18 protein-coding genes are annotated in these 25,903 nt (G+C 58.1%); 5 read left to right on the forward strand and 13 right to left on the reverse strand.

Features of this window, described 5'->3' with window-relative positions; translation table 11 throughout:
* The 9 genes from AC515T_RS16890 to AC515T_RS16930 form a co-directional block, all read right to left on the reverse strand.
* Entirely contained in the window at nt 1–5,376 is a 5,376-nt protein-coding gene (locus tag AC515T_RS16890; RefSeq protein ID WP_496529259.1) for an SDR family NAD(P)-dependent oxidoreductase, read from the reverse strand.
* Between the two features lie 42 nt (nt 5,377–5,418).
* Entirely contained in the window at nt 5,419–8,451 is a 3,033-nt protein-coding gene (locus AC515T_RS16895; protein ID WP_496529260.1) for an AMP-binding protein, read from the reverse strand.
* Between the two features lie 141 nt (nt 8,452–8,592).
* Nucleotides 8,593–9,453 carry a DMT family transporter gene (locus AC515T_RS16900; RefSeq protein WP_496529261.1) on the reverse strand — a complete coding sequence of 287 codons (861 nt, stop codon included), beginning with the start codon at nt 9,451–9,453 and terminating at the stop codon, nt 8,593–8,595.
* A 21-nt stretch (nt 9,454–9,474) separates the two neighbouring features.
* Nucleotides 9,475–9,789: an ArsR/SmtB family transcription factor gene (locus tag AC515T_RS16905; protein WP_496529262.1), complete on the reverse strand. Its 315-nt coding sequence runs from the start codon at nt 9,787–9,789 to the stop codon at nt 9,475–9,477.
* A gap of 437 nt (nt 9,790–10,226) precedes the next feature.
* Nucleotides 10,227–10,448, reverse strand: coding sequence for a formate dehydrogenase subunit delta (locus AC515T_RS16910; protein ID WP_496529263.1), 222 nt, complete (start codon nt 10,446–10,448; stop codon nt 10,227–10,229).
* Nucleotides 10,445–13,321, reverse strand: a complete 2,877-nt coding sequence (gene fdhF / locus AC515T_RS16915; RefSeq protein WP_496529264.1) for a formate dehydrogenase subunit alpha — start codon at nt 13,319–13,321, stop codon at nt 10,445–10,447. The genes AC515T_RS16910 and fdhF overlap by 4 nt, the downstream gene beginning before the upstream one ends.
* A complete protein-coding gene (locus tag AC515T_RS16920; RefSeq protein WP_496529265.1) occupies nt 13,318–14,877 on the reverse strand; it encodes a formate dehydrogenase beta subunit in 1,560 nt (519 codons plus the stop codon). The genes fdhF and AC515T_RS16920 overlap by 4 nt, the downstream gene beginning before the upstream one ends.
* Complete coding sequence (locus AC515T_RS16925; protein ID WP_496529266.1) at nt 14,871–15,353, reverse strand: formate dehydrogenase subunit gamma; 483 nt, start codon at nt 15,351–15,353, stop codon at nt 14,871–14,873. Before AC515T_RS16925 ends, AC515T_RS16920 begins: the two co-directional genes overlap by 7 nt.
* A gap of 971 nt (nt 15,354–16,324) precedes the next feature.
* Nucleotides 16,325–16,807, reverse strand: a complete 483-nt coding sequence (locus AC515T_RS16930; protein WP_496529267.1) for a hypothetical protein — start codon at nt 16,805–16,807, stop codon at nt 16,325–16,327.
* 456 nt (nt 16,808–17,263) lie between these two features.
* Between AC515T_RS16930 and AC515T_RS16935 the strand changes: the two genes are divergently transcribed.
* Both AC515T_RS16935 and AC515T_RS16940 read left to right on the forward strand, forming a co-directional pair.
* Nucleotides 17,264–18,187, forward strand: a complete 924-nt coding sequence (locus tag AC515T_RS16935; RefSeq protein ID WP_496529268.1) for a hypothetical protein — start codon at nt 17,264–17,266, stop codon at nt 18,185–18,187.
* Between the two features lie 35 nt (nt 18,188–18,222).
* Nucleotides 18,223–18,384, forward strand: a complete 162-nt coding sequence (locus AC515T_RS16940; protein WP_496529269.1) for a DUF2986 domain-containing protein — start codon at nt 18,223–18,225, stop codon at nt 18,382–18,384.
* Between the two features lie 23 nt (nt 18,385–18,407).
* Here the strand turns inward: AC515T_RS16940 and AC515T_RS16945 are convergent, their stop codons facing one another.
* Entirely contained in the window at nt 18,408–19,124 is a 717-nt protein-coding gene (locus AC515T_RS16945; RefSeq protein WP_496529270.1) for a class I SAM-dependent methyltransferase, read from the reverse strand.
* Nucleotides 19,125–19,475: 351 nt separating this feature from the next.
* A complete protein-coding gene (locus AC515T_RS16950; protein ID WP_122565709.1) occupies nt 19,476–19,781 on the reverse strand; it encodes an NIPSNAP family protein in 306 nt (101 codons plus the stop codon).
* A 79-nt stretch (nt 19,782–19,860) separates the two neighbouring features.
* Between AC515T_RS16950 and AC515T_RS16955 the strand changes: the two genes are divergently transcribed.
* The 3 genes from AC515T_RS16955 (at nt 19,861) to AC515T_RS16965 (ending at nt 22,624) form a co-directional block, all read left to right on the forward strand.
* Entirely contained in the window at nt 19,861–20,154 is a 294-nt protein-coding gene (locus tag AC515T_RS16955; RefSeq protein WP_496529271.1) for a hypothetical protein, read from the forward strand.
* Between the two features lie 38 nt (nt 20,155–20,192).
* Nucleotides 20,193–20,759 (forward strand): DUF6630 family protein, encoded by a 567-nt coding sequence (locus AC515T_RS16960; protein ID WP_496529272.1) that lies wholly within the window; start codon nt 20,193–20,195, stop codon nt 20,757–20,759.
* 98 nt (nt 20,760–20,857) lie between these two features.
* Nucleotides 20,858–22,624, forward strand: coding sequence for a S8/S53 family peptidase (locus AC515T_RS16965; RefSeq protein ID WP_496529273.1), 1,767 nt, complete (start codon nt 20,858–20,860; stop codon nt 22,622–22,624).
* 223 nt (nt 22,625–22,847) lie between these two features.
* On the opposite strand, the gene AC515T_RS16970 is transcribed toward AC515T_RS16965, so the two are convergent.
* Together AC515T_RS16970 and AC515T_RS16975 are read right to left on the reverse strand one after the other, a co-directional pair.
* On the reverse strand, nt 22,848–24,497 hold the full coding sequence (locus AC515T_RS16970) for a N,N-dimethylformamidase beta subunit family domain-containing protein (RefSeq protein WP_496529274.1): 1,650 nt from the start codon (nt 24,495–24,497) through the stop codon (nt 22,848–22,850).
* A gap of 43 nt (nt 24,498–24,540) precedes the next feature.
* The gene (locus AC515T_RS16975; RefSeq protein WP_496529275.1) at nt 24,541–25,866 is read right to left on the reverse strand and encodes an MFS transporter; all 1,326 of its coding nucleotides are present in this window, start codon (nt 25,864–25,866) and stop codon (nt 24,541–24,543) included.
* Between the last annotated feature and the right edge of the window lie 37 nt (nt 25,867–25,903).

A 25,903-nucleotide genomic window follows, 5' to 3' on the forward strand; every position in this document is an offset into this window, starting at 1 on the left:
CTATTGATGGACGGTTTCTGCTGAGCGGCTGATGTTTGAATGGGAGGAACTGGCGAGGGTTTCCACCACGATATTGGCTATCAGGTCGCGCTGCCCTTCCACGAAGTAATGGTCTCCCGCACAGAACACCGACTTGAACGCATGAGTCGTATGCTCACGCCAGCCGGTGATGTGCACGCCTGTGGCGTAGGGGTCGATGCGCCCTCCAATCGAGGTAATCGGGACCTCGAGACGGGGGCTGGGCTCGTACAGATAGGTGTTATTTATTTCATAGTCAGCCTTGATGATGGGAAGCATCAAGTCACGCATTTCAGCGTCATCGAACAGTGCTTGATTATTGGCAAAATTCATTTCCTTGAGCATTGCAATGAGCTCGCCGTCATCGCTCGCCGCAGGCTCACGATCCGACTCGTAATTGAACTGCAGGACATCGGAAGCGAATTGATGCTCGTTGTAAAAGTGCGGTGCCCGACTCCCTGCGAAAATCAAATGCGTCGGGTGCAGGTTATGTACATTGACCAGGCGTTGAGCCACCTCGAATGCCTGTACGCCGCCCAGGCACAGACCAAAGAATGCGAACGGCCGGTCTAGATAGGGAATCAGTTCAGGGGTCAGTTTTGTCACCAGCTCTTCCATGCGGGTGTACGACTTTTCCCTCAGCCGTGCATTACGACCGGGCAATTGCAGTAAGCAAAGCTCGATATGATCGGGCAACCGATCCGCCCAACCCTTGAATACCGCGGGCCCGCCGCCGGCATAGGGAAAGCAGAACAAGCGCAGCGTTGCTTCTGGTCTAGGGATTGGAATAACCACGCAGTCCGATGTCTGCACTGCTTGCGACTCAGGAGAGCGACTGTCTGCTCGCTCGGTCGGGTTGTCTTGACGGACCGCCTCAAGGTGCTCAAGTACGAAGTCGGTGATATCGCTGAGGGTGGCGCCGACGATAAGCCTGTCCAGGGGAAAGTTGATACCGAGCTTTTTCAGACTGTTGCGAAATTCAACGGTCATCAACGAATCAAAACCCATCATTGTGAGCGACTTGTCCACTGGACTTGCGTCGGCATCGAGACTGCCTGCAACCCGGGCCGCAACGGACATCAACTTGCTCTGGATGAATGCCTGTCGTTGCTCGTCATCCAGCAACGACGCAGCCTCGAGAAACGGGACGCTGTCGTGCTCCACGATTGTTGTGTCCGCTGAGTGTTGCGCATCAATAAGCGATAGGTACGGCCAGTCGCTGGATTGTAAATGCGCCTTATATGGCGCCCAGTCGATCGGTGCTATACCGACGACACCTTGCGCACTCAGGTTGTCCCACAACTTTCGCAAGCCGACTTTCGCCGTCATGTAATTGATGCCTAGCGTCGACAGGCGCTTCTTGAACACCTTGTCGACCCGACTGGCCATGCCCTCGGATGACCAAGGCCCCCACGCGATGCTTAAACCAGGTAATCCCGAACTGACGCGGTTTTCCATAATGGCGTCCATCGCACTGTTGGCCGCAACATAGTTCGCTTGGCCCTTGAACCCCAGCGACGCGCTAATTGACGAGAAACCTACGAAAAAGTCCAGCGACTGGGCCCGGGTGACATGGTCCAGCACCTGGGTACCCTGCAGCTTCGGCGACAAGACATGCCTGAGAGAGGATGTGCTCAACTTCGAGAGGACAGCATCTTCAACAGCCCCCGCCAACTGCAGCACACCGCGTAACGGCCATTGCAGAGCACCTATGTACGACATCAGCGGCTCAACAGCCTCACGGGAGGCGATATCCAGAGTGAGGTAGTCGATATCCACACCCTGACGTCTAAACGTTTCCAGCAAGGTCGCGCCAGTCGCTTCCAGCGGTTTGCGTCCGACCACCGCCAGATGACGGGCGCCCTTCTCCACTAACCCTGCAAGGACCTCGCGCCCTAGCCCACCCAGCCCACCAACGACCAGATAGGTCGCTTCCGGACTTAGCGCCACAGGCCTCGATTTAGCGGGCGACACCGCTATGAGTCGGGGCACATGAACATTGGAATGACGGATAGCGAATTGATCTTCCTGCCCGTTTGCAAGAATCAATTGCGATGCCAGGAGCAGATCCGCACCGACATCCTCGATGCTCGGAGGCAAATCGATGAAGCCGCCCCAAACAGCCGGCTCTTCCTGCGCGATCACTTTGGACAGACCCCAAAGTGTGGCTTGAGAAACGTTGATCGACGAAGCGGCGGAACGCACGTTTACCGCCGCGCGCGTCATGATCCAAAGCCTGGCGACCTCTGAGCTGGAGCTGGCCGTCAGCGCTTGCAACGTGGCCAACACGCTGTAGAGACCGGCATTCAGGGCACCAAGGTCTTCGTGACCCAAAGCATGATTGTCTGCGGACCGTTGCTCGGTCCCACCGAGGTGAACAACGCCTCTGAGCGGATTCCGCGCTGAAATGGGCAGTGTTCGAAACACCTCGTGGATATCTGAGGGGGAGTCGGACCTGATGTGCCAGGTATTGGCGCTGATCCGACGGCAATCGGTCGCGAATACAGCGCGAACCAAGTGTTCGTCACGAATTGACAGGCCGTTCTGGATACCCTGGACGAGTTCGCTCGTTCCCCCAATGAACAGCCAGACCCCGGCGACGCTCTGATCGTCGTGGGTTACTTGCGCGTTGATGGGTTGCTGCACCCAGTCCACGGCCGTCATCCACTGAGGTTGTGCCGGAACGCGAGGGCCGATCCAATGAGGCACCCGCTGAAAGGGGTAGTTTGGCGTGTCTATGCGTGTCGCCGTCGAGCCCTCTAGAAGGACCTCCCAGTCAAGTTCAATCCCGGCCTCGAACAAGCGCCCCGCGCTTTCCAGCATTTGTTCGCGATCAGCGACCTTGCTGTTCAGACTCGTTATCCAGGTGGTCTGGTCGGCGTCATCAGGTTGCAGGCAGGCCGCTCCAATCGTCGACAACACCGCCTTTGGCCCGATCTCCAGAAAAGTCCGGCCACCTTTTTTGAATGCGCCCCGGATGCAGTCCATGAAGCGTACTGGCTGGCGAACATGGTCAAGCCAATGCTCCGACGCCATTAGACGCTCTGTGGCTATCTCCCCGCTGACGTTGCTGATCAGTGGATAGCGAGGGGCCGACATTTTGATGCGCCCCAGAACGCCGGCAAAGGGCTTGAGTATCGGTTCCATCAGTTCGGAATGGAACGCATGGGAGACATTCAGGCGCGTGTACTTGGTCTCCAGGGCGTCTAGCACGGGGTAGAGTCTGCTCAACTCGCTCAGGGCGCCGGAAACCACCACGTTGGCCGGGGCGTTGATGGCTGCGATGCTCAGATCGATGGCATGCTGAGCCAGCAACTCGCGCACCTCGTCGTGGTTCAGCGAGACGGCTGACATTCCGCCATCCAGGGGGAGCGCCTGCATGAGGCGTCCACGCTCGGCGACCAGGGTCATGCCGTCTTCAAGACTGAACACACCCGCCACACAAGCGGCCGAAAATTCACCAAGACTGTGCCCAAGCACAATATCGGGGACAACGCCAAGGCTCAGCCAAACCTGGGCAAGGGAATACTCCAACGCAAACAAGGCGGGTTGCGCATAGCGCGTCTGATCTATAAGCCCGGCCTCATCGCCTGGCGAAGGAAAAAGGATCGTGCGCAGGGACATTCCCATGCAGGTTTGCGCAATGGCATCGCAACGATCAATAGACGTTCGAAACACCTCGTTATGCTGGTAGAGATCTTTGCCCATGTCTGGAAACTGGGCACCTTGACCCGTGAACACGAAAACCAGCCCGGTCTCCTTGGCAGGGTCGACCCAGTGAATATCTTTATCTTCTTGTTGCAGTTTCGTCAGAAGGGTTTCTGGCTCGCCGGCCGACACGGTGTATCGAAAAGGGAATTCAGCCCGGCCAGCACGGGCGCTGTAACAGATATCGCGCAGCGACGACACCGCCGGGCGTTCGAGCAATTCGCGGTACTGGTTGATGAGGTCTGCCAGGGCGCCACGATCCTTGGCGCAAAGCGCCAGAAGGTAGGGACCGCCGGACTCTTTCAGCGAAGGCGCCGATGTCAGGGGGGCCTCCTCAAGAACGACATGAGCATTCGTACCGCCCACCCCAAAGGAGCTGACGCCTGCGCGGCGAGGGGAATCGGTGGTCGGCCAGGGAAGGGTTTTGGCGCTGATGAAGAACGGACTGCCATCCAGATGGATGTCTTTATTGGCGTTCTTGAAGTGCAGTGTGGCGGGAATGGTCCGGTGCTTGAGCGCCAGTACCGTCTTGATAAAACCCGCCACGCCAGCCGCCGCGATGAGATGGCCGATGTTGGTTTTCACCGAACCCAATGCACAGGTGTTTGCCTGGGCGCCGTGCTGTGTAAACACATCCATCAGCGCTTTGAACTCTATCGGATCGCCTAATGGGGTGCCTGTACCATGGGTCTCTACAAAGTCGAGAGTGGCGGCGCTCACCTCCGCATTCTCAAGTGCCCGTTCAATGACTTCAGCTTGTCCTCGGGAGCTGGGGGCAGCAAAGCTGACTTTCTTGGAACCGTCGTTATTGATGGCCGATCCCTTGATGACAGCCTGAATGGGATCACCCGCTTCCAGTGCATCGCCAAGCCTCTTGAGTGTGACCAGCGCGGCGCCACTTCCAAAGACCGTGCCCCGCGCGGCGGAATCGAACGCCCGACAGTGCCCATCTGGCGATTGGATCATCCCCTCTTGGTAGACATAACCCTGGGCATGGGGCACCAGAACAGTCACACCCCCGGCCAATGCAACATCACACTCGCCCAGGAGCAGGCTCTGGCACGCCATATGAATCGAAACCAACGAAGTCGAACACGCCGTCTGGATGTTTAGACCGGGGCCCCGCAACCCCAATTTATAAGCGATCCGCGTCGCCAGATAATCCTTATCGTTACCCAACAAATTCATGAAACCGGCGCTACTGTCCAAAAAGCCGGTTTCGCCGATGTCCTCCTCCCCCATGACATTGGTGTGAAGGTAACCGTTGTTGCCTGCGCCAGCGAACACCCCAATGTTCAATGCCTCACGGTCCTTGCTAAATCCCGCAGCGTCCAACGCCTCCCAGGCACACTCAAGTAACAGTCGATGCTGGGGGTCGGTAATCGCTGCCTCGCGTGCTGACATTTCGAAAAAACCCGCGTCGAACCGGTCGACATTATTCAGACGGGCCGCCATGGCAACGTAGTCTTCCCGATTAACCCGTTCAGCCGGAACCCCCGCTTCCAGCAAGGAGCCTAGGGAAACAGACTCGATGGACTCGTGACCCGATGTTAAGTTTTCCCAGAATTGCTCGATGGAGTCGGCGCCCGGGAACCGGCAAGCCATGGAAATAACGGCAATCTCATTTCCGTGATATCTGATGTCGCTCATCCTGTTCTCTCCCGAATTGATGGTGTCTTAGCCACGCGGCGCCTATAGCTGCTTCTGGCGTTTACGAGCCGCTGATTTAATGGCTGCGCTCCTGCGGCTGATACTGGAAGGAGGGACCCACTTCGAGGGCGAGGCGTCATCCAATCCCAACTTTCTGCCAATCAAGCGCGTTTGGGCGTCGATGCTGTTTTCTTCAAAAAGCTCAGTGACTTGAAGGTTCAAGCCGAAGGCATCGTTCAATGTCCTGGTCAGGTTTACGATGAGCAGAGAGGAGCCTCCCTGGGCAAAAAAACTCCGCACGGGATGTACTGAAGGGGTCATCAGGATGTCGGACCATATTCGCGTCAGGCGCTGTTTTACCGACAACGGTTGGTCGTCTGCTTGCGATGACCTGGGTTGGACTTGAGGCGCTAGCCGCTCGAGCGCTGCGACATCCAGCTTTCCGTTGAACGTGAGGGGGAAACGCTCCAGGAAAACAAAATGGGCGGGAATCATGTACGCAGGAACATGGGTGCGGAGGGAGTCTTTGAGTTTCTCAATGACATCTTGCCGGACAGCGAGATCATCGATTTCCCTGACAAAGACCTGCTCGACCGGCGCGCTATCCACGACAGGGCGAGGCTCAAAAGTGGGATCCAGGCTGTTATGGGGGCCCACGAATACGTCCATCGTCCCCGCGGGGAGACTATCGTTCCAGCGCACCCTGGCTTGACGATGGCGGCTTGAGGCCCAGCGGCGAATGTATTCGGGGTCGTAGGCTTCGTCCGGGATGATTGAGGGAGCGTTTCTGCAAAGCTGGAGGTCCAGGCTGATTCTGGCGTTTGGAACACCTGTAAGCACAAACGCCGAAGGGGCGGATGCCAACCATTGACTCAGGTCTTGCTCGTATAGACGCTCATCTTGATACGAGTAGCGTGGAACCGGCTTTAAGAGGGTTCGGTCATCGGTGTCGAGCCTTATGATGACGTCGTAACGATAACGCGTCATTTCATCGTTACCTTGTCCTGCTCGCAACTCGGTCTCTACGTTGACGATTCGCTCAAGCGTGTAGGCCACTTGCTTGATCTGCAAAGGATCGAGCCACAACTCCCCTTCTCCGATCACGGGAAGTGCACGCTGCAACTTTTTGCGGGTCCGACTCGCGGCAGCGGACAGGATGTGTTTCAGAGACGCGTAGGGAACATCGCCGATCACAATCACGCCGCCGTCTTTGCACAACGCGGAGGCTTTTTGAAGCACATCGACAAGGTAATCAATGCCTGGGAAGTACTGAATGACGGAGTTCAGAAGTACGACGTCGAAAGGTGCTTCACTCAGCGCATCAAGCTCATGGGCCGCCATTTTTACCAGCGCAAATGAGGCTGTATGGCTACCGACTGCCTCCAGCCGTCGTCGCGCGGACTCAACCGCCGCTTCAGAAGCATCGCAGCCCACATAACGCCGAACGCCTCTTTCCAGCAGCGCGGCGCCGGTCATCCCGATACCGCAGCCTACATCCAGTACTGAATGGTCTGAGAAAGCCAGAACACGAGAAGCTGTCGCCTGCACCCATTCACGCAGATCGCTGTCCGGGATCAACTCACCGGAGAAACTTGAGGTGTAACCACTTTCGGCACTGGCGATCTCATTTTTCTGTGCCGACAGATAAGCCGCCTCCCACACGTCGAGCCAGACCCCGGCATCCGCATCGCGCGGCGGCCCCAACACGTTGTCATCCAGCACGACATAGGCGGCCAACCTGTGGTCATCATGAGCGTGTTCCACAAGAGTGACGATCGATTGACTGACGAGGCCGGACTTATAGAGAGCGGACTCGATCTCGCCCGGCTCGATACGGTAACCGTTCAACTTCAGTTGTCGGTCTTTACGTCCGATGAAAACCAGTGAGTTATCGGGCTGCAGTCGAACCCGATCGCCGGTGTAGTAAGCCACTGAAGTGCTGCTCTTTGCTTCAGTTGTTTGAAATTTCTCCAGCGTCAGATCGTCCCGATTGAAATAACCGGCACTGACCCCAGGCCCTTCAATCACCAGTTCGGGCTCTAAAGGGTCATCTGACGGACACAATCGAAAGTGAGTGCCAGGCAATGGCTGGCCTATGGGGACACTTGTGGCAGAACCGGTAAAGTCGTCGGCCTGTAATCGGTGACAGAAAGACCAAATCGTTGTTTCTGTCGGTCCATAAAGGTTCCATGCAGCCCGCGCCGACTGAAAGATTTTCTCACCCAGCTCGACGGGCAACGTTTCACCGCCACACAGCGCTCCGACGGCGCAGGTGCGGGGCCACCCTGCTGCGATCAGCAGCCTCCAGGTGGCTGGGGTGGCTTGAAGCAGCGCACGCTCACATTGATCGAGTAATTTCGCGATCGCCTGTCCGTCCCTGGCCTGTTGCTCGCTGGCCAAGTACAGCGTTCCTCCTTGAGCCAAGGGCAGAAAAAATTCCAGGATGGAAATATCAAAGCCGTAGGTCGTCGTGGAAACCAGCGCGCCCCATGCCGAAAAATTGATCACCTCATTAATCGCAGATAAAAAATAGGCGAGATTTTGTCGACGGACCATCACACCCTTGGGGAGACCCGTTGAGCCTGAAGTGAACAATATGTAGGCGAGCGAACCATCATCGATAACGGGTTCGAAGGGCAGCGTCGAATCGCGCCAATCGACGTCCTCGATATTTAAAAAAGCCCGCACCGGCCATCGTGAAAGATCAACGGATTGGGGTTTGATCACAGCGTCGAGGTTGGCGAGCGTGGCTATAAGCTCATTACGCTGTAATGGCGAATCCGGGGGGAGAGGAACAAAGATGGCCCCTATCGACAGGACCGCAGTCAGGGCGACGATCAGATCAGGTTCCCGGGGCAAGTAGATGCCGATCTTGCTCCCCAATCCAAAGCCTTCGCGGACAAGGTGCTTGGCGAGCGCCTTTCTTCGATCTGAAAACTCAGCGTAGGTAGTCGGCTGCCCTCGAGACATTATCGCTACTTTCTCGGGGTACTGATTCGCCCAGGTATCGATTCTAGCGACAAGGTCCAGTGAAACGGGTGAATAATTAATGGGGCATATTGGCGGCTGCATCATTCCAAGAACTCCTTCTACCGTTGATCGGTACATAGAACTTAAATGGGTTATGCATGCAGTACTAAATGACCAGTTGACGCATTTAGCACAACGAGATGAGTCATCCCTTAAAGCGAGGAGTGCCGGCTGGAAACGTTTCGATCACTTGTAACTTAGTAAAAAGACCCCGACAAGAACAGTCCCTATCCCAACCTTCTGTACCACCGTCGTTATCTCTCTGTAGATCGCGATAGCTAACAACACAGTCACACCGGAGTACACCGAACTGATGGGCGTCACTAACGATAGATCACCCATCTTGGAGGCGAATATATAGAACACCCAGCCTGCATTGACCAACACAGAGTGCGCAAAGAAGATCCACCCGCGACGCGGAGTCACGTCCCCTTTCTCCAGCTTGCCATTGCGGATCAACGCCAACGAAGTAAAAAGAACAGCCTGAGTCAATGCCGAGTAAAAGAAGGCATTCGTGACATCAAGTGTCTTCGCGGAAAAACCAAGAATAAAAAAGGCCACGCCAAAGCCGGCCATGGCCAAAATGGCCTGGAGGAACCCTTGCGAGCCGCCACGCAATGATCGGAAGATATTGCCGGAGGTCATGACAATACCAATAAAAATAATGGATACGGCAATCCAGGCAGCCGGGGCCAACCTTTCTTGTAGGAAAACGATGGAAAAAAGGATGGTGACCAAGCTATAGGTAGAAGCAATCGGAGAAACCAGGGACAGATTTCCGACTTCACACCCTCGCATGTAGAAATAGTACCCTGATACGTAGGCCGCAGAGCTGCAGGTGATGATCAACACGGCGTTGGTGTCGAACCTGAGCTGGTGTGAAATGATCAAATATGCCCCCAGGAGGGAGGCCACCACAAAGGTAAACAGGTTGCGAACCAGCATTGTTTTTGCGGTACCTAACTGGCGAATCATCAGACTTTGAATAAAGTCTGAAATCCCCCAGCACAACATGACCATAAGCCCGCCAAAAACTCCGCTATCCATGCTGAATAAACTCCATCTCCATCAGACTTGCTGTGTCAACCAAGCCTTGTATTCATTGATTGCAGTTTCATCTCTTGAATAAAATGCCCACTTGCCAATTTTGTTCACACGCAAAAAGCCTGCTTGTTTCAAAAGATCCAAGTGCCGGCTCACCGTTGGCTGGCTCATGCCGAGTTTTTCAGTAATCAATGTTACGCAAACCCCGATCAACGCGGGATCACCCGTAACCTGATGAGAGAAGTGCGCACGGGGTTCCTTAAGCCATTGAAGGATTAGGATTCGAGGTTCCCCCGCAAACGCTTTGGATTGTTCTATGTATCTATCGTGTGAATTCATCCTATCCTCATATAGCTAAATGTCAATGCGTTTTTTTAGATTGATGTGAATCGTTCGCGATTATCTTATAACTTTAATTCGATAATTTTCGCTATCACCTGCGGCCGATGTTATATCGCCCTACCAGTGATTACTTGCCTTACATTCTGCACACCGCGACAGTTTGTAGCTTTTTCAAGCGTTCCAAAAGGTTACAGAGACGAATGTGGAAGATCGGAGGCTATTCATCAGCAAAGTGCCATCATGCCCTCCAGACGCTATAACGCCAAGGACTTATGATGTTGTGGCACTTGGACAGGCTGCATGAACGATGGGGGCATGGACACTTGGCATGGCATTGGCGCCACCCAGGCACTAGTGCCCGGTAGCAACAATACCTGTTCCTTTTTGACGGTGTGGATTGCCGTCAAAAAGGAAGGTATTCGCGCAACGGGACACTAGGTCGTCACTTGCGATTCCGTCAGCGCCGCCAAGACCAGCGGATGCAGGACGGCATCCGGATGCTTTTCCTGCCACCCCTGCAGATCCCGGCGCATGCCCGGCGTCCAGAAGTTTTTCATATGCTGGCGCACACCATTCACCGCCACCGCATGGTCCGGTTCGCTGGAGAAATACAGCGCTATCTGGTTGGCCATCTTGATCAAGCTGTCAGCACTCATTGACGCACCTCGGCTTTTTCGGCGTGGCGACGTTCCCTCAGCAGGCGGCCTTGTTCATCGCTGAAGGCCTGGTAACGCTTCTGCCATTCCGAAGGCTGGCTGACCCGCACGATCTCCACCGCTGTCACCTTGTATTCCGGGCAGTTGGTGGCCCAGTCGGAGTTGTCGGTGGTGATCACGTTGGCGCCCGATTCCGGGAAGTGGAACGTGGTGTAGACAACGCCCGGCGCCACCCGCTCGGTCACCCTCGCGCGCAGTACCGTCTGCCCGGCACGGCTGCCGATACCGACCCAGTCTTCATCGACAATCCCGCGGTTCTCGGCATCGGTCGGATGGATTTCCAGACGGTCCTCCTCGTGCCAAGCCACGTTTTCAGTGCGCCGGGTCTGGGCGCCGACGTTGTACTGGCTGAGGATGCGGCCGGTGGTCAGCAGCAGCGGATAGCGGTTGTTGACCTTCTCCTCGGTGGGCACGTAGCCGGTGAGCATGAAACGGCCCTTGCCGCGCACGAACTGCTCGATGTGCATGGTCGGCGTACCATCCGGCGCGGCATCGTTGCAAGGCCATTGCAGGCTGCCGTGGCGCTCCAGTTCGGCGTAGCTGACGCGGGTGAATGTGGGCGTCAGGCGCGCGATCTCATCCATGATTTCCGAAGGATGGTTGTAGTGCATCTTGTAGCCCAAGGCGTCGGCCAGGGCGATGGTGGCTTCCCAATCGGCCTTGCCGGCCAATGGGTCCATCACCCTGCGAACGCGGGAGATGCGGCGTTCGGCGTTGGTAAAGGTGCCGTCCTTCTCAAGGAACGAACTGCCCGGCAGGAACACGTGGGCGAACTTGGCCGTCTCGTTGAGGAAGATGTCCTGGACAATCACACATTCCAACGCGGACAGCGCAGCGGTCACATGCTGGGTGTTGGGGTCGCTCTGGGCGATGTCTTCACCTTGGCAATAAAGTGCCTTGAAGGTGCCGTCCAGGGCCGCTTCGAACATGTTCGGGATACGCAGGCCCGGGTCGGGTTGCAAGGTCACATTCCAGGCTTGCTCGAACTCGGCGCGGACCGCTTCGTTGGAAATGTGCCGATAGCCCGGTAACTCGTGAGGGAACGAACCCATGTCGCAGGAGCCCTGGACGTTGTTCTGCCCACGCAGCGGGTTCACCCCGACACCTTCGCGACCGATGTTGCCGGTGGCCATGGCCAGGTTGGCGATGCCCATGACCGAGGTGCTGCCTTGGCTGTGCTCGGTGACGCCGAGGCCGTAGTAGATGGCCGCGTTGCCGCCAGTAGCGTACAGCCGCGCGGCGGCACGGATCTGCTCGGCAGGCACGCCGCACACCGGGCCCAGGGCCTCGGGCGAGTTTTCCGGCAGGCTGACGAAATCGCGCCAGCGGGCGAAGTCCGTCGCCTCGCAACGTGCTTCGACAAAGGGCTGGTCAATCAAGCCTTCGGTGGCAATGACATGGGCCAGCGCGTTGAGCATCGCCACGTTGGTGCCGGGGCGTAGTTGCAAATGCAGCTCGGCGCGGGCGTGAGGCGAATCCACCAGATCGATGCGCCGTGGGTCGATGACAATCAGTCGCGCGCCCTGGCGCAGGCGGCGCTTGAGCTGGGAGCCGAACACCGGGTGCGCGTCGGTGGGGTTGGCACCCATCACCAGAATCACGTCGGCCTTCATCACCGAGTCGAAATTCTGGGTCCCGGCGGACTCGCCCAGGGTCTGCTTGAGGCCGTAACCGGTCGGCGAATGGCAGACACGGGCGCAGGTGTCGACGTTGTTGTTGCCGAACGCGGTGCGCACCAGTTTCTGCACCAGGTAGGTTTCTTCGTTGGTGCAGCGGCTGGAGGTGATACCGCCGATGGAGTCGCGCCCGTACTTGAGCTGGATCCGGCGCAGTTCGCTGGCGGCGTAGGTGACCGCCTCGTCCCAGCTGACTTCCTGCCACGGGTCGTTGATGTGCTTGCGGATCATCGGCTTGGTGATGCGATCCGGGTGCGTGGCGTAGCCCCAGGCGAAGCGGCCCTTGACGCAGGAGTGGCCGTGGTTGGCCTGGCCGTTCTTGTCCGGGACCATGCGCACCAGTTGTTCGCCTTTCATCTCGGCGCGGAACGAGCAACCCACGCCGCAGTAGGCGCACGTGGTGATGACGCTGCGCTCCGGTTGGCCAATCTCCACGACGCTCTTGTCGATCAGGGTCGCCGTCGGGCACGCCTGCACGCAGGCGCCGCAGGAGACGCATTCGGAATCGAGGAAGTTGTCACCGCCGGCCGCTTCGACCCGGGAATCGAAGCCGCGCCCGCTGATGGTCAGGGCGAAGGTGCCTTGGATTTCCTCACAGGCACGCACGCAGCGGCTGCAGACGATGCACTTGCTCGGGTCGTAGTCGAAATATGGGTTGGAAACGTCCTTGGCCTCGGCCAGGTGGTTGGCACCTTCGTAGCCGTAGCGCACTTCGCGCAGGCCCACCTGCCCCGCCACGGTCTGCAATTCGCAGTTGCCATTGGCCGGGCAAGTCAGGCAGTCCAGCGGGTGATCGGAAATGTACAGCTCCATCACGTTGCGGCGCAGTGTGGCGAGCTTGGAGGTTTGCGTGCGCACCACCATGCCCTCGGTCACCGGCGTGGTGCAGGACGCGGGATAACCGCGCATGCCGTCGATTTCCACCAGGCACATGCGGCAGGAGCCGAAGGCTTCCAGGCTGTCGGTGGCGCAGAGCTTGGGAATGGTGGTGCCGAGCAAGGCTGCGGCACGCATGACCGAGGTGCCGGAGGCGACGCTGATTTCGCGCCCGTCGATGGTCAGGCTGACCTGCACGTCGCTGTCACGCGCCGGGGTGCCCAGGTCGATATCGGTGCTGGGATCGAAGATGGTGATCATTGGTCGGCCTCCGTGGTCGCCAGACCGAAGTCGGCGGGGAAATGCTTGAGGGCGCTGGCGACAGGGTAGGACGTCATCCCACCGAGGGCACAGAGCGAACCGTATTGCAGGGTATCGCACAGGTCCTGCAACAGCAGGGCCTGTTCCTGGCGGGCGCCGGCTTCAGTGCTGGCAATCAAGCGGTCCACCACTTCCACCCCACGGGTGGAGCCGATCCGGCACGGCGTGCACTTGCCGCAGGATTCCTCGGCGCAGAACTGCAAGGCGAACCGGGCCATCTGGGCCATGTCCAGGCTGTCGTCGGCGACCACCACGCCACCGTGGCCGAGCATCGCGCCCATGGCGGCGAACGCTTCGTAGTCCAGCGGCGTATCGAATTGCGAAGGTGGCACCCAGGCGCCCAACGGCCCGCCCACTTGCGCGGCCTTCAGGGGCCGACCGCTGGCGGTACCGCCGCCATAACCTTCCACCAACTCCCGCAGGCTCAGGCCGAAGGCGCGCTCCACCAGGCCGCCGTGGCGGACGTTGCCGGCCAGTTGGAACGGCATCGTGCCCAGGGAGCGGCCCATGCCGAAGTCGCGATAGAACTGCGCGCCCTTCTCCAGGATGATCGGCACCGAGGTCAGGGTCAGCACGTTATGCACCAGCGTCGGCAGCCCGAACAGGCCTTGCAGCGCCGGCAGTGGCGGCTTGGCGCGCACCGTGCCGCGCTTGCCCTCGAGGGATTCCAGCAGCGCCGTTTCCTCGCCGCAGATATAGGCGCCGGCACCGACCCGCACTTGCAGCTCGAAGGTGCGACCGCTGCCGCCGACGTTCGCGCCCAGGTAACCGGCCTCACGGGCGATGTGCAGCGCGTCGTTCAGCGTACTGACGGCGTCCGGGTACTCCGAGCGCACGTAGATGTAACCCATCGTCGCGCCTACGGCGATGCCGGCGATGATCATGCCTTCGATCAGCAGGAAGGGGTCGCCTTCCATCAGCATGCGGTCGGCGAACGTGCCGGAGTCGCCTTCGTCGGCGTTGCAGACCACGTACTTCTGCGGCCCCTGGGCATCGCGCACGGTGCGCCACTTGATGCCCGCCGGGAACGCCGCGCCACCCCGACCGCGCAGGCCGGAGTCCAGCACGCTGGCGACGACATCCGCACCATCCATCTGGATCGCCCGGGCCAGGCCGAGGAATCCGCCTTGGGCACGGTAATCATCGAGGGACAAGGGCCGGGTAATGCCGGCACGGGCAAACAACAAGCGTTGCTGGCTTTTCAGGTACGGAATGTCTTCCACCAACCCCAGGGCCGCTGGATGGCTGCCCGGATCATGCGCCAGCGCATCGAGCAGGCCCGGCACGTCTTGGGCCGTGACCGGGCCAAAACCCAAGCGCCCTTCAGGCGTCTCCAACTCAACCAACGGTTCCAACCAATAAAGGCCACGGGAACTGGTGCGCAACACCGTCAGCGGCAGCTGGCGACGCTCAGCCTCACGGGCCAACGCATCGGCCACCTTGTCCGCGCCCACGGCACGGGCCACCGAATCGCGGGGGATACAGAGCGTCAGCATGCGCCCTCCTCCATGCAGTCATTCACCAACTGACGCAGACGCTCGGGCGTGATCCGGGCATGCAACTCCCCGTCCAGCTCCAGGGCCGGCGAGCAGACGCAGGCGCCCAGGCAATAGACCGGCCGCAGGCTGATGCTCCCGTCGGCGCTGGTGCCGTGGTCGTCCAGCGCCAATTGCTCGCGCAACTGCGCGGCCAGGGCTTCGGCGCCCATGCTCTTGCAGGACTCGGCCCGGCACAGGCGCAGCGTATGGCGCGCCGGCGGCGTCGTGCGGAAATCGTGGTAGAAACTGATGACCCCGCGCACTTCAGCCAGGCTGAGGTTCAGGGCGTGGGCGATCTCCGGGACGGTGCTGTCGGGGACATACCCGCAGCCTGCCTGGATGGCATGGAGAATAGGCAGCAAGGCACCGGGGGTGTCCTTTTCGCGCGCAAGCACGCTATGGATCAAGGGCAGGTGAAGCGTCTCATCAGGCATAAACGTACCTCGGCATCTCGAACGAGACCACCGCATGCCGGCGGCCGTCCGGAGTCTTGGCTGCGGCGTCCGGCCCACGTCACGGTAGCGTGGCACATCCGATCGCCATTCTCGCTCTCCGGCCAGGTGTCTTTGGCGCACTTGGTCCGGGGCATCCTCACAGCTTGCCACTCCCGGGGGTTGGCGATTGCACATGGACGACGAAACGTGTTCTGAAAGCGACTTGCAGGGAGGGCTCCCCTCAAAGACTTCTCCAATTACTGCTTTTTCACCGATTGCCAGTGGCGGCCATCATCCGTTGAGGTCCAGCCCCCTTCATAGGGGGGATCCTGCAAAGGCGCTTTTCCCATCACGGCTATAAAAGAGCTGATTGAATATCACCGGAATTTCGCTAGCGTCCACCCACGTCTTTCCCCCATCCGTGGTGTATGTCATCCGGCTCGATGAGAAATAACCAAAATTCAATGCGATACCATTGTTCTCGTCCGGAACGTTGGCATAAACAAGTTCGCGTTGAGATCCAGCCACGAGCTAACACACATATAACCGCACTGCTGGGCGGAGAACTGGAAAAAACGATAAGTTCCCTCCGGTAGAGAACCGGCATAGATTGCGGTTCTGGACGTAGCCTCCAACGTCGGAAAGATGGCGTATTGGGTTCTTCGCTCACCCTCATGGGCGAGGTATACGCTCGACAGTGATGCTTTGCCAATTTTTAAAGAATTGGCTCGCGCTAGCCATGTTGGGAGTAACTCGTAAGACGACAGCCCCATCGGTTGCGTTTTCAATTTTTGCTGCGCGAAATTCAACCTGGGCGCAGCCAGATAACAATATCAGTAGTTTTTTTCAAGAGTATCTTTCTTAAGGTACGTGCGGTGCACGCGCCCTTCGAAACCAAGGTTTGCGACGAGTCGTTGCCTCTACCCTGAGCGACAATGCCTTACATCCAAACATTCACACTTCACTCAACGTCACCGCAAAAAAATCGCAGCGCGTGCAGTTGAAACCAACCAGCGAAATTGGGACATTCTGCCTTTCGAAAAAAACAACCAGCAAACAACCGGCATGCAAAACGTACTCAAAACCCACAGCACAACGTGAGAAAGTCCAAAAGGACCGAGAGGAAACTGATAGCTAAACAATAAAACCAACAAACCCAGAGCGAGCATTGAAGACCCGAGAGTTATCACATAAGCGCGCCAAACATAACTCCACGCCCCCATTTTGATCATCAACAAGGGGTTCTTCTTGTGAGCCTTTTCTTCACCCCGAATAACACATATTAGGAATACGGCTAAAAAGCTGTAGAGAAAGCCAAACACCATCTCAAGCATCAACTGCGCTACGGCCACCTGATTTACTTTACCGATGAGGGAGACAACCACCAAAAGCATCAGGAAAAAAATCGCTTTTTTTCTACTAGGGTCCGATACGAGGCGCTTCCATTCACTCATGTTATTCTCTTTGATCAATTGTGGTTTCAACGCTGCTTGGCCCGATCAGGTCACTACGCATATGAAATATCTGCGGATGACGACGACAAGCCACCGCTGTAGATCTGTCGCGCCAGCAAAAAATATCAATTGGCCATCACGCTGTCCACTGGTTTAGCGTTTACTGAAAACTGGGGGGCACGTTGGCTCTTCCCACAATCTTTAGCCTTCCATGCAACTGCCCTATCGAGTCCACATCCGATCCTCGCTACTCCTCTAACCGGGTCAATGGCCGTGACGTTTTCCCCAAACGATGCCCTATAACATTTCGAGTAGCCTGAACACGACAGCCATCGGCTTCATCTCTGCCCCGAACGCTCCATCGTCGCCACAAGGCGCAAAATCATCACTATGCTACCCACAGAGCGATGAGTCAGGTAACGACCATCCTATGCGTAATATCAAGGAGACTGGGTGATGCAGGAAGCAACCACGGGACTCGAAAAGCAGATTGAGATCGCTACAAAACTTCTCTCTCTGTCAGCAAAAATAGGATTACTGATTGGCGGCACGTGCATCGTCAGTTACCTATTGAGCAACGGCCATTACCCACAAGGCGTCTCGATTGGAGACAGCTTGTTATTTCTGGTCGCGGCATTTTGCTTTGGGTTGGTGTGTGTTTATTTTTCAGTCTCCGTCACGGCGGCCGGGGTGCTGCTTTCCCCATTTTTCATTCCCGTGCTTAGAGGTTTCGCCTGGCTACATGGAAAAGTCACCGGTAAAAAAAACATACTGGAATTCAAGCGACCGAAAATTACGTTTTTCTCGGTGTTTTTTGGAATATGCGGCGCAGTGACCATTTATTTCCTTACCCGCAGGAGCCCCTTGGAACACATCCCACTTATCCTTCTGCCCGTTTTTCAGTACATCGTTTATTCAGCCTATCTGGAGCAGAACAAGAAAATAAAAGCCGCGCTTGAGGTCAGCAGTTCGGAACATCATGAGCACAAGCCCCACGCCGAAATGAAACCCTTGAAGAAAACCAGGGCGATGATTGTCTGTGTCATCCTCCTGACACCCCTGCTCATGGGTGGCGTGACCTCGGACTTGCTGCAAGCGGCCATGCGCTTCGCGCAAATACGCATAGAAAGGGCCACGATTCTGGTGAAACCGCCTTACGCCAACCTGTTGCCAGCCCCCAAGGATTCCCCGCTGGAAAACTACAAACGCTTTGAAAATGCGACGGTGATTTTCCGAGGCGTGGGCAATTCGACGCTCATTGAAATGCGTACTGCGGAAACGGCGATCCGGCTGGAGATTCCGAATGACTCGATCATTATCGAGCGCCGGGTGAAGCCCATTGCAAACATCAGGAAGAATCCTGAAAAAACGGAAAGCTGATACCATCCGAACATTGACACGCCGAGCAGAACGACATGAATCGCCGCAAGAAAATAAATCAGTTATTGAAGGCTAATGCCAAAAAGGCCAGTGCCAAGCTGGCCCCCAAAAGCAAGAATCAATACATCAGTAAAGCCGACCGACTGAAACTGGCGGCTGAAAGCAGTGACGCGCCCATCACGCTCCCGGAAAGCTGATCCACGTCGCTTAAGCTCCATCCTCAGGCCGTTTTACACGTTAACCAGGCGCTCCAGAAAAGACTGCTGAAGAACCGGGTTGCACTGCCGAATCCTGCATCACTCAACAGCTTTTGAACCGCGGCCTCGGAATGTGGAGGATCAGCGCCTTGGAGAATTTTCCCAAGCTTGACCGTCACTTCTTCCGGGCTGGCGCCATGCTGTCGCCACCGTTGCCCCCAGGCCGCGAGGAGTAACGGCTGGCTGGCATACGCATATTGGTTTGCGGCGACAATCAGCGGCGCTCCCGGCTTTAGATGCGCCTGGATGGACCGTAATATTTTCAACTTGGCTTCATCCCCATCGAGATGATGGAGTACACCGATCAAGGTAGCAGCATGGTACGACCCGTTTGCTACCAAGTCTTCCACATGCCCAAGATGCATGGCGGTTCTTTCAAGCAAGCTGTTTGCGGCTAACTGCTGCTTCGCGGCCTCCAGCATAGGCCCGGACGGATCGACGGCAGTGAAGTGCCAGCCCGGCTCAAGCCTGGCCATTGCAATGATCTCCTGCGCCGTACCGCCGGCGCCCACCACCAGTATTTTCGCCGAGCTCACATTCCCAAGGGTCGCCGCCAGCATGCACGCCGCCAGGTCCTGACAGGCGTCGTACCCAGCGAGCGCAATGCGGCTCTGCCGGGCGTACTCATTGGCCCGTGAAGTATCAAATTTTTCCGCTGAATTAAACGAGGATGATTTCAAAGCGCAGTTCTCCGTGTTCTGGAATCAAGCTACGCCTCGCTTGGGAATAATAAAAATTCATTAATTTTATGTGCGGCATTCCCATAAGGAATATCGGTTTTCATCGGCAGAATTTTGCATGGTTAGCTAATTGCGGTTTGCGATAAACACGGAAATACGAATATACATTTCCCCTATGCTTTATCGGACTACGCGGCATTCATATCGGCCTTATCCTTTAGGGCAACGACGCAAATAAGGCAATCCAAACCACCACCGCGGGTACAAGCCGAACAGATGACCGTCGGCCAATGCCGTCACCAGGGTAAGCGAGATGAATATCAGGTGATGCGAAACTCGAGCGTCAACCGCTCACTCAAGGACAGGGCGCAGGAAACTACGCTCATAGCTCAGAATGAATCGCTGTTCCGTCGCCTGGCGAACCAATTCGACGCACGCCGGATCCAATTCAGCTTCCCGTCGATATTTTTCATATTCGGCCAAGCTGGAAAAGCTGAACAGGCAATAGGCGATATTGTTGGCGCCCTCGGCAGGGAGAAAGTAGCCATGATGGTTTCCCCCCATTCGCGTCACCACTTCAATCCATTGACGCGAGTAGCTTTCGAAAGCAGGGATCTGGTAAGGGTCAATAACGTACCGGACATGGCAAGTGATCACAGGCTCAATCCTTTGAATTCTGGAAAAAACGGATTCTATACAGGATACGCAATCAATCATCAATCGGGATCGAAACACCATGGATGAACGCCAAGCAGCCATCAAGAACAAGATCCGCACCGTGGTGAGGAGTAACGAATCCGACGAGATCAACTATCGATCAGAGTGGCTCGGTTACCTGCCCTTCCCGGTTTTTCATTGGATTGAATACCAGGGTGAAAGCTTTTCCAGCGACTTCCCCTTTGATTGGACCCTTGAGGATCTGGTGAGCCTTGAGCGGACGGGATTCCTGGAAACACTAGAAGCTTACGAAAACCCGGAAGACCCTTTTGATCGGGATATCAAGTATCGCGTTCACGTGGAATGCGTATAACAGTAGGCTGGAGGAAATGGACAAACCAAGGAAAGGAAATGGGCATTCTTGATCGCTTGTTCGGCGGCCGCTTCACCCTGCCGCCACCGGAGGAAACAACTGTCAGCGACGCGGCGATCATGCGGGAGCTGCATCCCTATCGCGCCGAACTCAAGACGTTTGTTCAAGCCCTATTGGCCCCCATGCCAGAAGGCGAACGCGCCAGGCTGGTCAGGCGTGTGATTCGCCTATACGGCTCGGGCCAAGAGCCGGCCACCGCGCTGGTGGAAGGCTTGCTGGATGCAGACCGGGGCCAGAAGCTCGAACACCTGGCTTTGCTAGGCGTCGACTGGAGAGGCTTTGATGGTTTCGAGTATCTGGTGCCCTATCTGGTCAGCGCCAGCGGGGTGAAAGAAATTTACCCCTACCGCCATGAGGGCACCCTGTCGATGTCAGAGACGCTGGCGAGTTTCGACCAATGGCTGGCGGCATTCGACAAACGCTACCTGCACCTGGATTCCGGTGGCGACGAATATGTCGGCTTCATCGCCGAGGCAGACCAGGTCGACGCCATGATCGAACTCGCGCGGCAGGCAGGTCTTGAAGTGCGCCTCGAGCGCTTCTGAACCGGAACGGGTATTCGCTGAGTAGTGTTACCCCGCTGAACGAAGCGAGCCACGTAACAGTCGGAGCAAACAAGACCCTCGGCAAAGAAACCTGGCCCATGCTCCTACGATCCACTGCCCTCACTGCGTTGTTCACCCTGGCTGCCGGCACGGCGACAGCGACGCCGGAACCACTGCGCCTGGAAAGCCTGAAACGCTGCGGCGACCTGCTGCAAAGCCAGCACCAGGACTGGTGCCTGACAGCGCGCGGGTTGGGCGATGCAACGCCGCAACTGAAACTGGGGGCAAAGGTGATCCCCGTGGACACGGTCCAGCGCGAAGGGGAAAACCTGCGCGTGAGCCTGGACAGTATCGATTACCAGAGCGGCCCGCTCTGGCTGGAGGACGGCCCCCGCACCAGCAATGCCGCCTGGCTGACCCTGCGCAACAGTCACGTGCTGGCCGCCGGGCCGGACGAAGTGGCGAAGAACATGGACGGCCTGACCACCTACGTCGACCTGGTCAGCGTGCTGATCGAGGAAGACCGTGACGGCCGCCAGGAAGCCGAGCGCCTGGCCCACAAGTACGGAGCGAAGGTGGTCGGCAGCATCGCGCCCCTGAATCTGTACCAGCTTCGCTTGCCCGCCAAGGACTTAGTGCAGCGCGACGCCCTGGTGCTGCGCCTGGGCAGCGAAACCAGCGTGGATGCCGTAGTGATCGAGGAGTCCTCGGCCGAAGAAACCGAGCAGGCCGCTGCCCAGCCTGAAGAACCGAAGAAACCGGCCCTGGACTCCGACGAATGGGCCGCCAATCGCTTTCTCGACGCGGTGAACTATTACCAACGACGCATCCCCGGACGACAGCCGCCCATCCAGCCACAACCGGTGCGCATCGGCCTGATCGAGCGCGATGTGGATTTCGACACGACGGATTTCGCGGACTACCTCGGCGCCTGCTCGCCGCCGCGCACCTGCGTCTACGCCCGCGATGCAGACAAACCGGACAACCACGGCACAACCGTCGCCGGCATCCTCGCCGCACGCTGGGACGACATCGGCAACACGGGTTTGCTCCGTGGCCTGGACAAGACCAGCGGTGGCTTCGAGGTCATCGTCGAACGTGATTCCGATGCCGGGATCACCGCCAACATCGCCGCCTCGGTCAACCTCGTGGAAGACGGCGTACGCGTGCTCAATTGGAGCTGGGGCATCCACCGCGTCGGCGCCAAAGACATCAAAGGCGATGACGTCGACTCGTTGCTACGCTCGGGCCTCGCCATGGGTGGCTACGAAGAACTGCTGGAAGAGTTTTTCCTTTGGCTGCGCAAGGAACATCCCGACGTCATAGTGGTGAATTCCGCCGGCAATGGATCTTCGTTCTCGGGCAGCGATGAATACCGCCTGCCCTCCTCCTTCATTACCGAACAATTGCTGGTGGTCGGCGGACACCAGCGCAGCGATCATACCGGCGTCGCCGTCGACGACCCGGCCTATGCGGTCAAGCGCAGCTCCTCGAACATCGACATGCGCGTCGACATCACCGCCGCCGCGTGCGCCCACGCCTCGACGACCAGCGCCGGCCAGGACAGCGCCGTGCATTGCGGCACGTCCTACGCCACGCCCATGGTCGCAGGCCTGCTGGCGGCGATGCTGTCCATCAACCCGCAATTGCAGCCCGAGCAACTGCGCATGCTGCTACGCCGCAGCGCCATGACCATCGGCGACAACCACGACTTCGAACAGATGGACGCCGAAGACCTCACTGCGCCCATCCTGCCGTCGGAGCGTCGCTACCAACTCAACGACAAAGACGTCGGCCGTTCGGCGCGGCTGGACATGCAAAAGGCCCTGGATTTGGCCGTTCAAAGCCGCGACCGTGTGCGTTGAACCGGCGAGTCATGGGGCCAGTCGGTAGGTGGATTACACCGGCCCGAAGGAAAACTGCGGCTGGACACGAGTTTCAGATCCACATCCCGTTCAAACCCGCCAAACGAGCGCCTTTGCCGTGGGGTGGTGGGCATGCTTGGTCATGTGCGGAGATATCCCAGGGCATCGCAGCTTGATGTTATTCCAAAGCAACAACCCACTTTCAAGGAAATCGACGCCCCTCCTACGTATTGCGCAAGAACCGATCGAGCACGTTTTTTGTAATCATCACGGTGTAAATATCTGCCTGCATGAGGCCATGGACCCATTCGCATGTGGCGGCGGTAAAGACCTCACCTCGACCTTTGTGGAAGTGCACCACCATCCCGGTCCCGCGGCTGTGCAAATCGTTGGCCTCGCTAAAGTCGGGCGCCAGGATGGAAGCACGAAACCGGGCATCGCCATCGCCGAGCATGAATGAATAGGCATCCTCGGAGCGGCCGTGCTCGGCATTGGTCGCCCAGCCCATGGCTAGGATTTGCAATCCACAGGGCGCTCCGTCTGTGCCCAGCGGTTCCGGGAGGCCGTCGACAAACGTGTACTCCAGGCCATCCACCTCATAGCCGAAGATGTTGGCTTCGTCTCCGAACATGTCCGCGTAACCCAGGCCCGTGCCCATGAATGCCCAGTGCCGGGGCCTGAAGACCGTATACCCGCGCGGGTTGCGCGGTGCCATTCCCCCAAAGCCGCCGTATATCCCCCGCAATGCATTGACCCCAAACGTGCTCGCCCCGGGATGATCCACCCGCGGATCTTCCCAGGCACCCGTCAATCGACCAGGGTCAGTCGCTGCCACAGGATCGAGCGCGCCGGCATCGTACTTGTAGGCCACCTGCCGCTGGCCCTCATCCTCCAGGCGAATCTGCCACATGAAATTGCCGGCGAAGCGTGCGACCCTGCCGCCCTCCTCGACAAAGGCGTCGACATGGTTGCGCATTTCCCGCGTCCAGTACTCGTCGTGCCCTGCGAAGACGGCGCAGGTGTAGCCCTCGAGCGCATGCGGGTCATGATGCAAATCGTCCTGGGTCAGGATATCGACCGTGTAGCCTTGCTGTTCGGCCCAGACCACAAAAGGTCTTTCATAGGAGGCCCACCCCGCCAGTGCATAGTACTTGGCGTAGCCGTTAAGGGATGCCCATTCGATGAACTCGTAGCGCGCCGGCCCGGGCTTGCGCGGCCGGGTCGCGTTGACGGAACGCGGTGCATCCTCGGGCAGCCAGACCTGTCCCCGCGCCCAAGGGCGTTGTGCCGACAGCAACGGCGCGCGACCGCGAGGCGTACCGGGGTGCAGACCGAAGTAATGGTTAGCGCCGCCCCAGTCGTTATAAGCGGCCCAGGTCGATGTTGCCGCGACGAGCACCAAGGCGTCGGCGCGCTTGCGCGCCGTCTTGACGATGAACAGATGATGCCCGAGGACACTATCAGCGCTATCGCGTACTTCCACTACATAGCCACCCGGCTCGGCATCAGCCGGAATTGACCATTGCACAAAGACGGGCCATTGGCACCCATGCTCATAGGCACGTTCGGGCAACGGGTGGAATCGAGCGTCAAGGCTGTCGGTTTCATGCAACGTGCGAGCGACGACTCCATCACGATAGATCCTGAGCCTCACTTGCGGACGGTTCGACGACAGATACAGGCGCACCGAATCGCCCGGACTATAGGAGCGGCGATCCGAGTAGCACCAAGCGGCTGCCGGGCCCGACTCGGAAGGGACTTCGACCCAAATCTCGCGAGCGGCCTGACGTGGCCCCGACGTCTGGCTGACGGTCACGCTCGCGCCTGGTCGTTCACCTCGTGCAGTAGCGTTCTTGAGGTCTGTTGAATTCATTGAATCGCACTCCTTTGATCCCGCAGATCGGCAAGCCAATTGATTAATCCTGAGAGGCCATCGACGGCCGTGGGCCAGCAGCCACTCGAGCGCCGGGCGCCTCGATGTGCGCAAGATCGATGCCCGCCGTTTCGTCGATAAGAAAACCTGCCAGGACGGTGACCAGGCCCAACCCCATGACGTAGCAGGTGTACAGATAGCCAAGATCGGCGCCGCTGAGATAGCTGTGCAGATAGGGAGCGGTGCCGCCGAAGATCGCCACCGAAACCGACGACACCAACCCAACGCCCTGCGCCCGCGCCTGGGTCGGCACCTGCTCCGACAGCACGGCGGGGAAAATCGCCGCGATCAACGACCAGGCTCCCAGACCCATGACCTGGGCCAGGAACAGCGTGTACGGTTCAGTGGTCACCATTATCGAGATGGGATAAGTCAGCAGGATCACGCCCAGGCCCCAGGCAATGACCATGGGTTTGCGACCAAAACGATCGGACAGCATTCCGCAGATTGGCAGCCAGCACACACAGAGGATCTGCGCCAGAAGGCTGGCCATGTAGGCACCCGTGGCGTCCATGCCGTGGGCGATCGCCGTCGAAGCGCCAAACGTGACCCAAGCGTAGTAGGTGACATTGGCGGCCGCTGCGAGCATGACGATGTTGCGCGCGACTCGCAGCATCTCCCCCCTGGACAATTTGCGCGGCGGCCGAGCCTGGCCCTGCTGCTCTACGAACACGTGAGACTCTTGCGCACCGCGGCGCAAAAACAGCGCGTAGATACCCAGTAGCCCACCGACGGCAAAGCCGATCCGCCAGCCATAATCACCCATGGCCTGCGCGCCCAGCATCCAGGTCAGTGCCGCCGCCATGGCCGTCGCCGCCATCACCCCTAGTGTCACCCCTACATAGACTGAACTGGACCATAAGCCACGGTGTTTGCTTGGGGCGATCTCGGCGACATAGGTGTAGGACACCCCTGTTTCGCCGCCATGGGCGAGCCCCTGCATGAGCCGGAAAAACAGCAGCGCGACCGAGGCATACAGGCCAATGCTTTGGTAGTCAGGGATAACCGCGATGCCAAGGCTGCTGATCGCCAGTAGCAACATCGTGATCACCATGATGGTCCGGCGCCCCAATCGGTCGCTCAGCCGGCCAAACAACCACCCGCCAATGGGACGAGCGACAAACCCCACAGCAAACACAGCAAGGGTCGCGAGCATCGCTGAGCGGGCATCGGTCTTGTCGAACAGATTGCTTGCCAGGTACACCGAAAAGGTCGCGTACAGCGTCCAGTCGAACCATTCGAGCGCATTGCCTATACCTGCCGCGCGCAAGGATTTCAGGCGTCCTTGGTGGGACGTCGCATTGTTCATGTTTTATCTCCGGGTTACGGACGGGATCGGGGTGGCT

The organism is Pseudomonas sp. FSO-7, assembly GCF_059579345.1.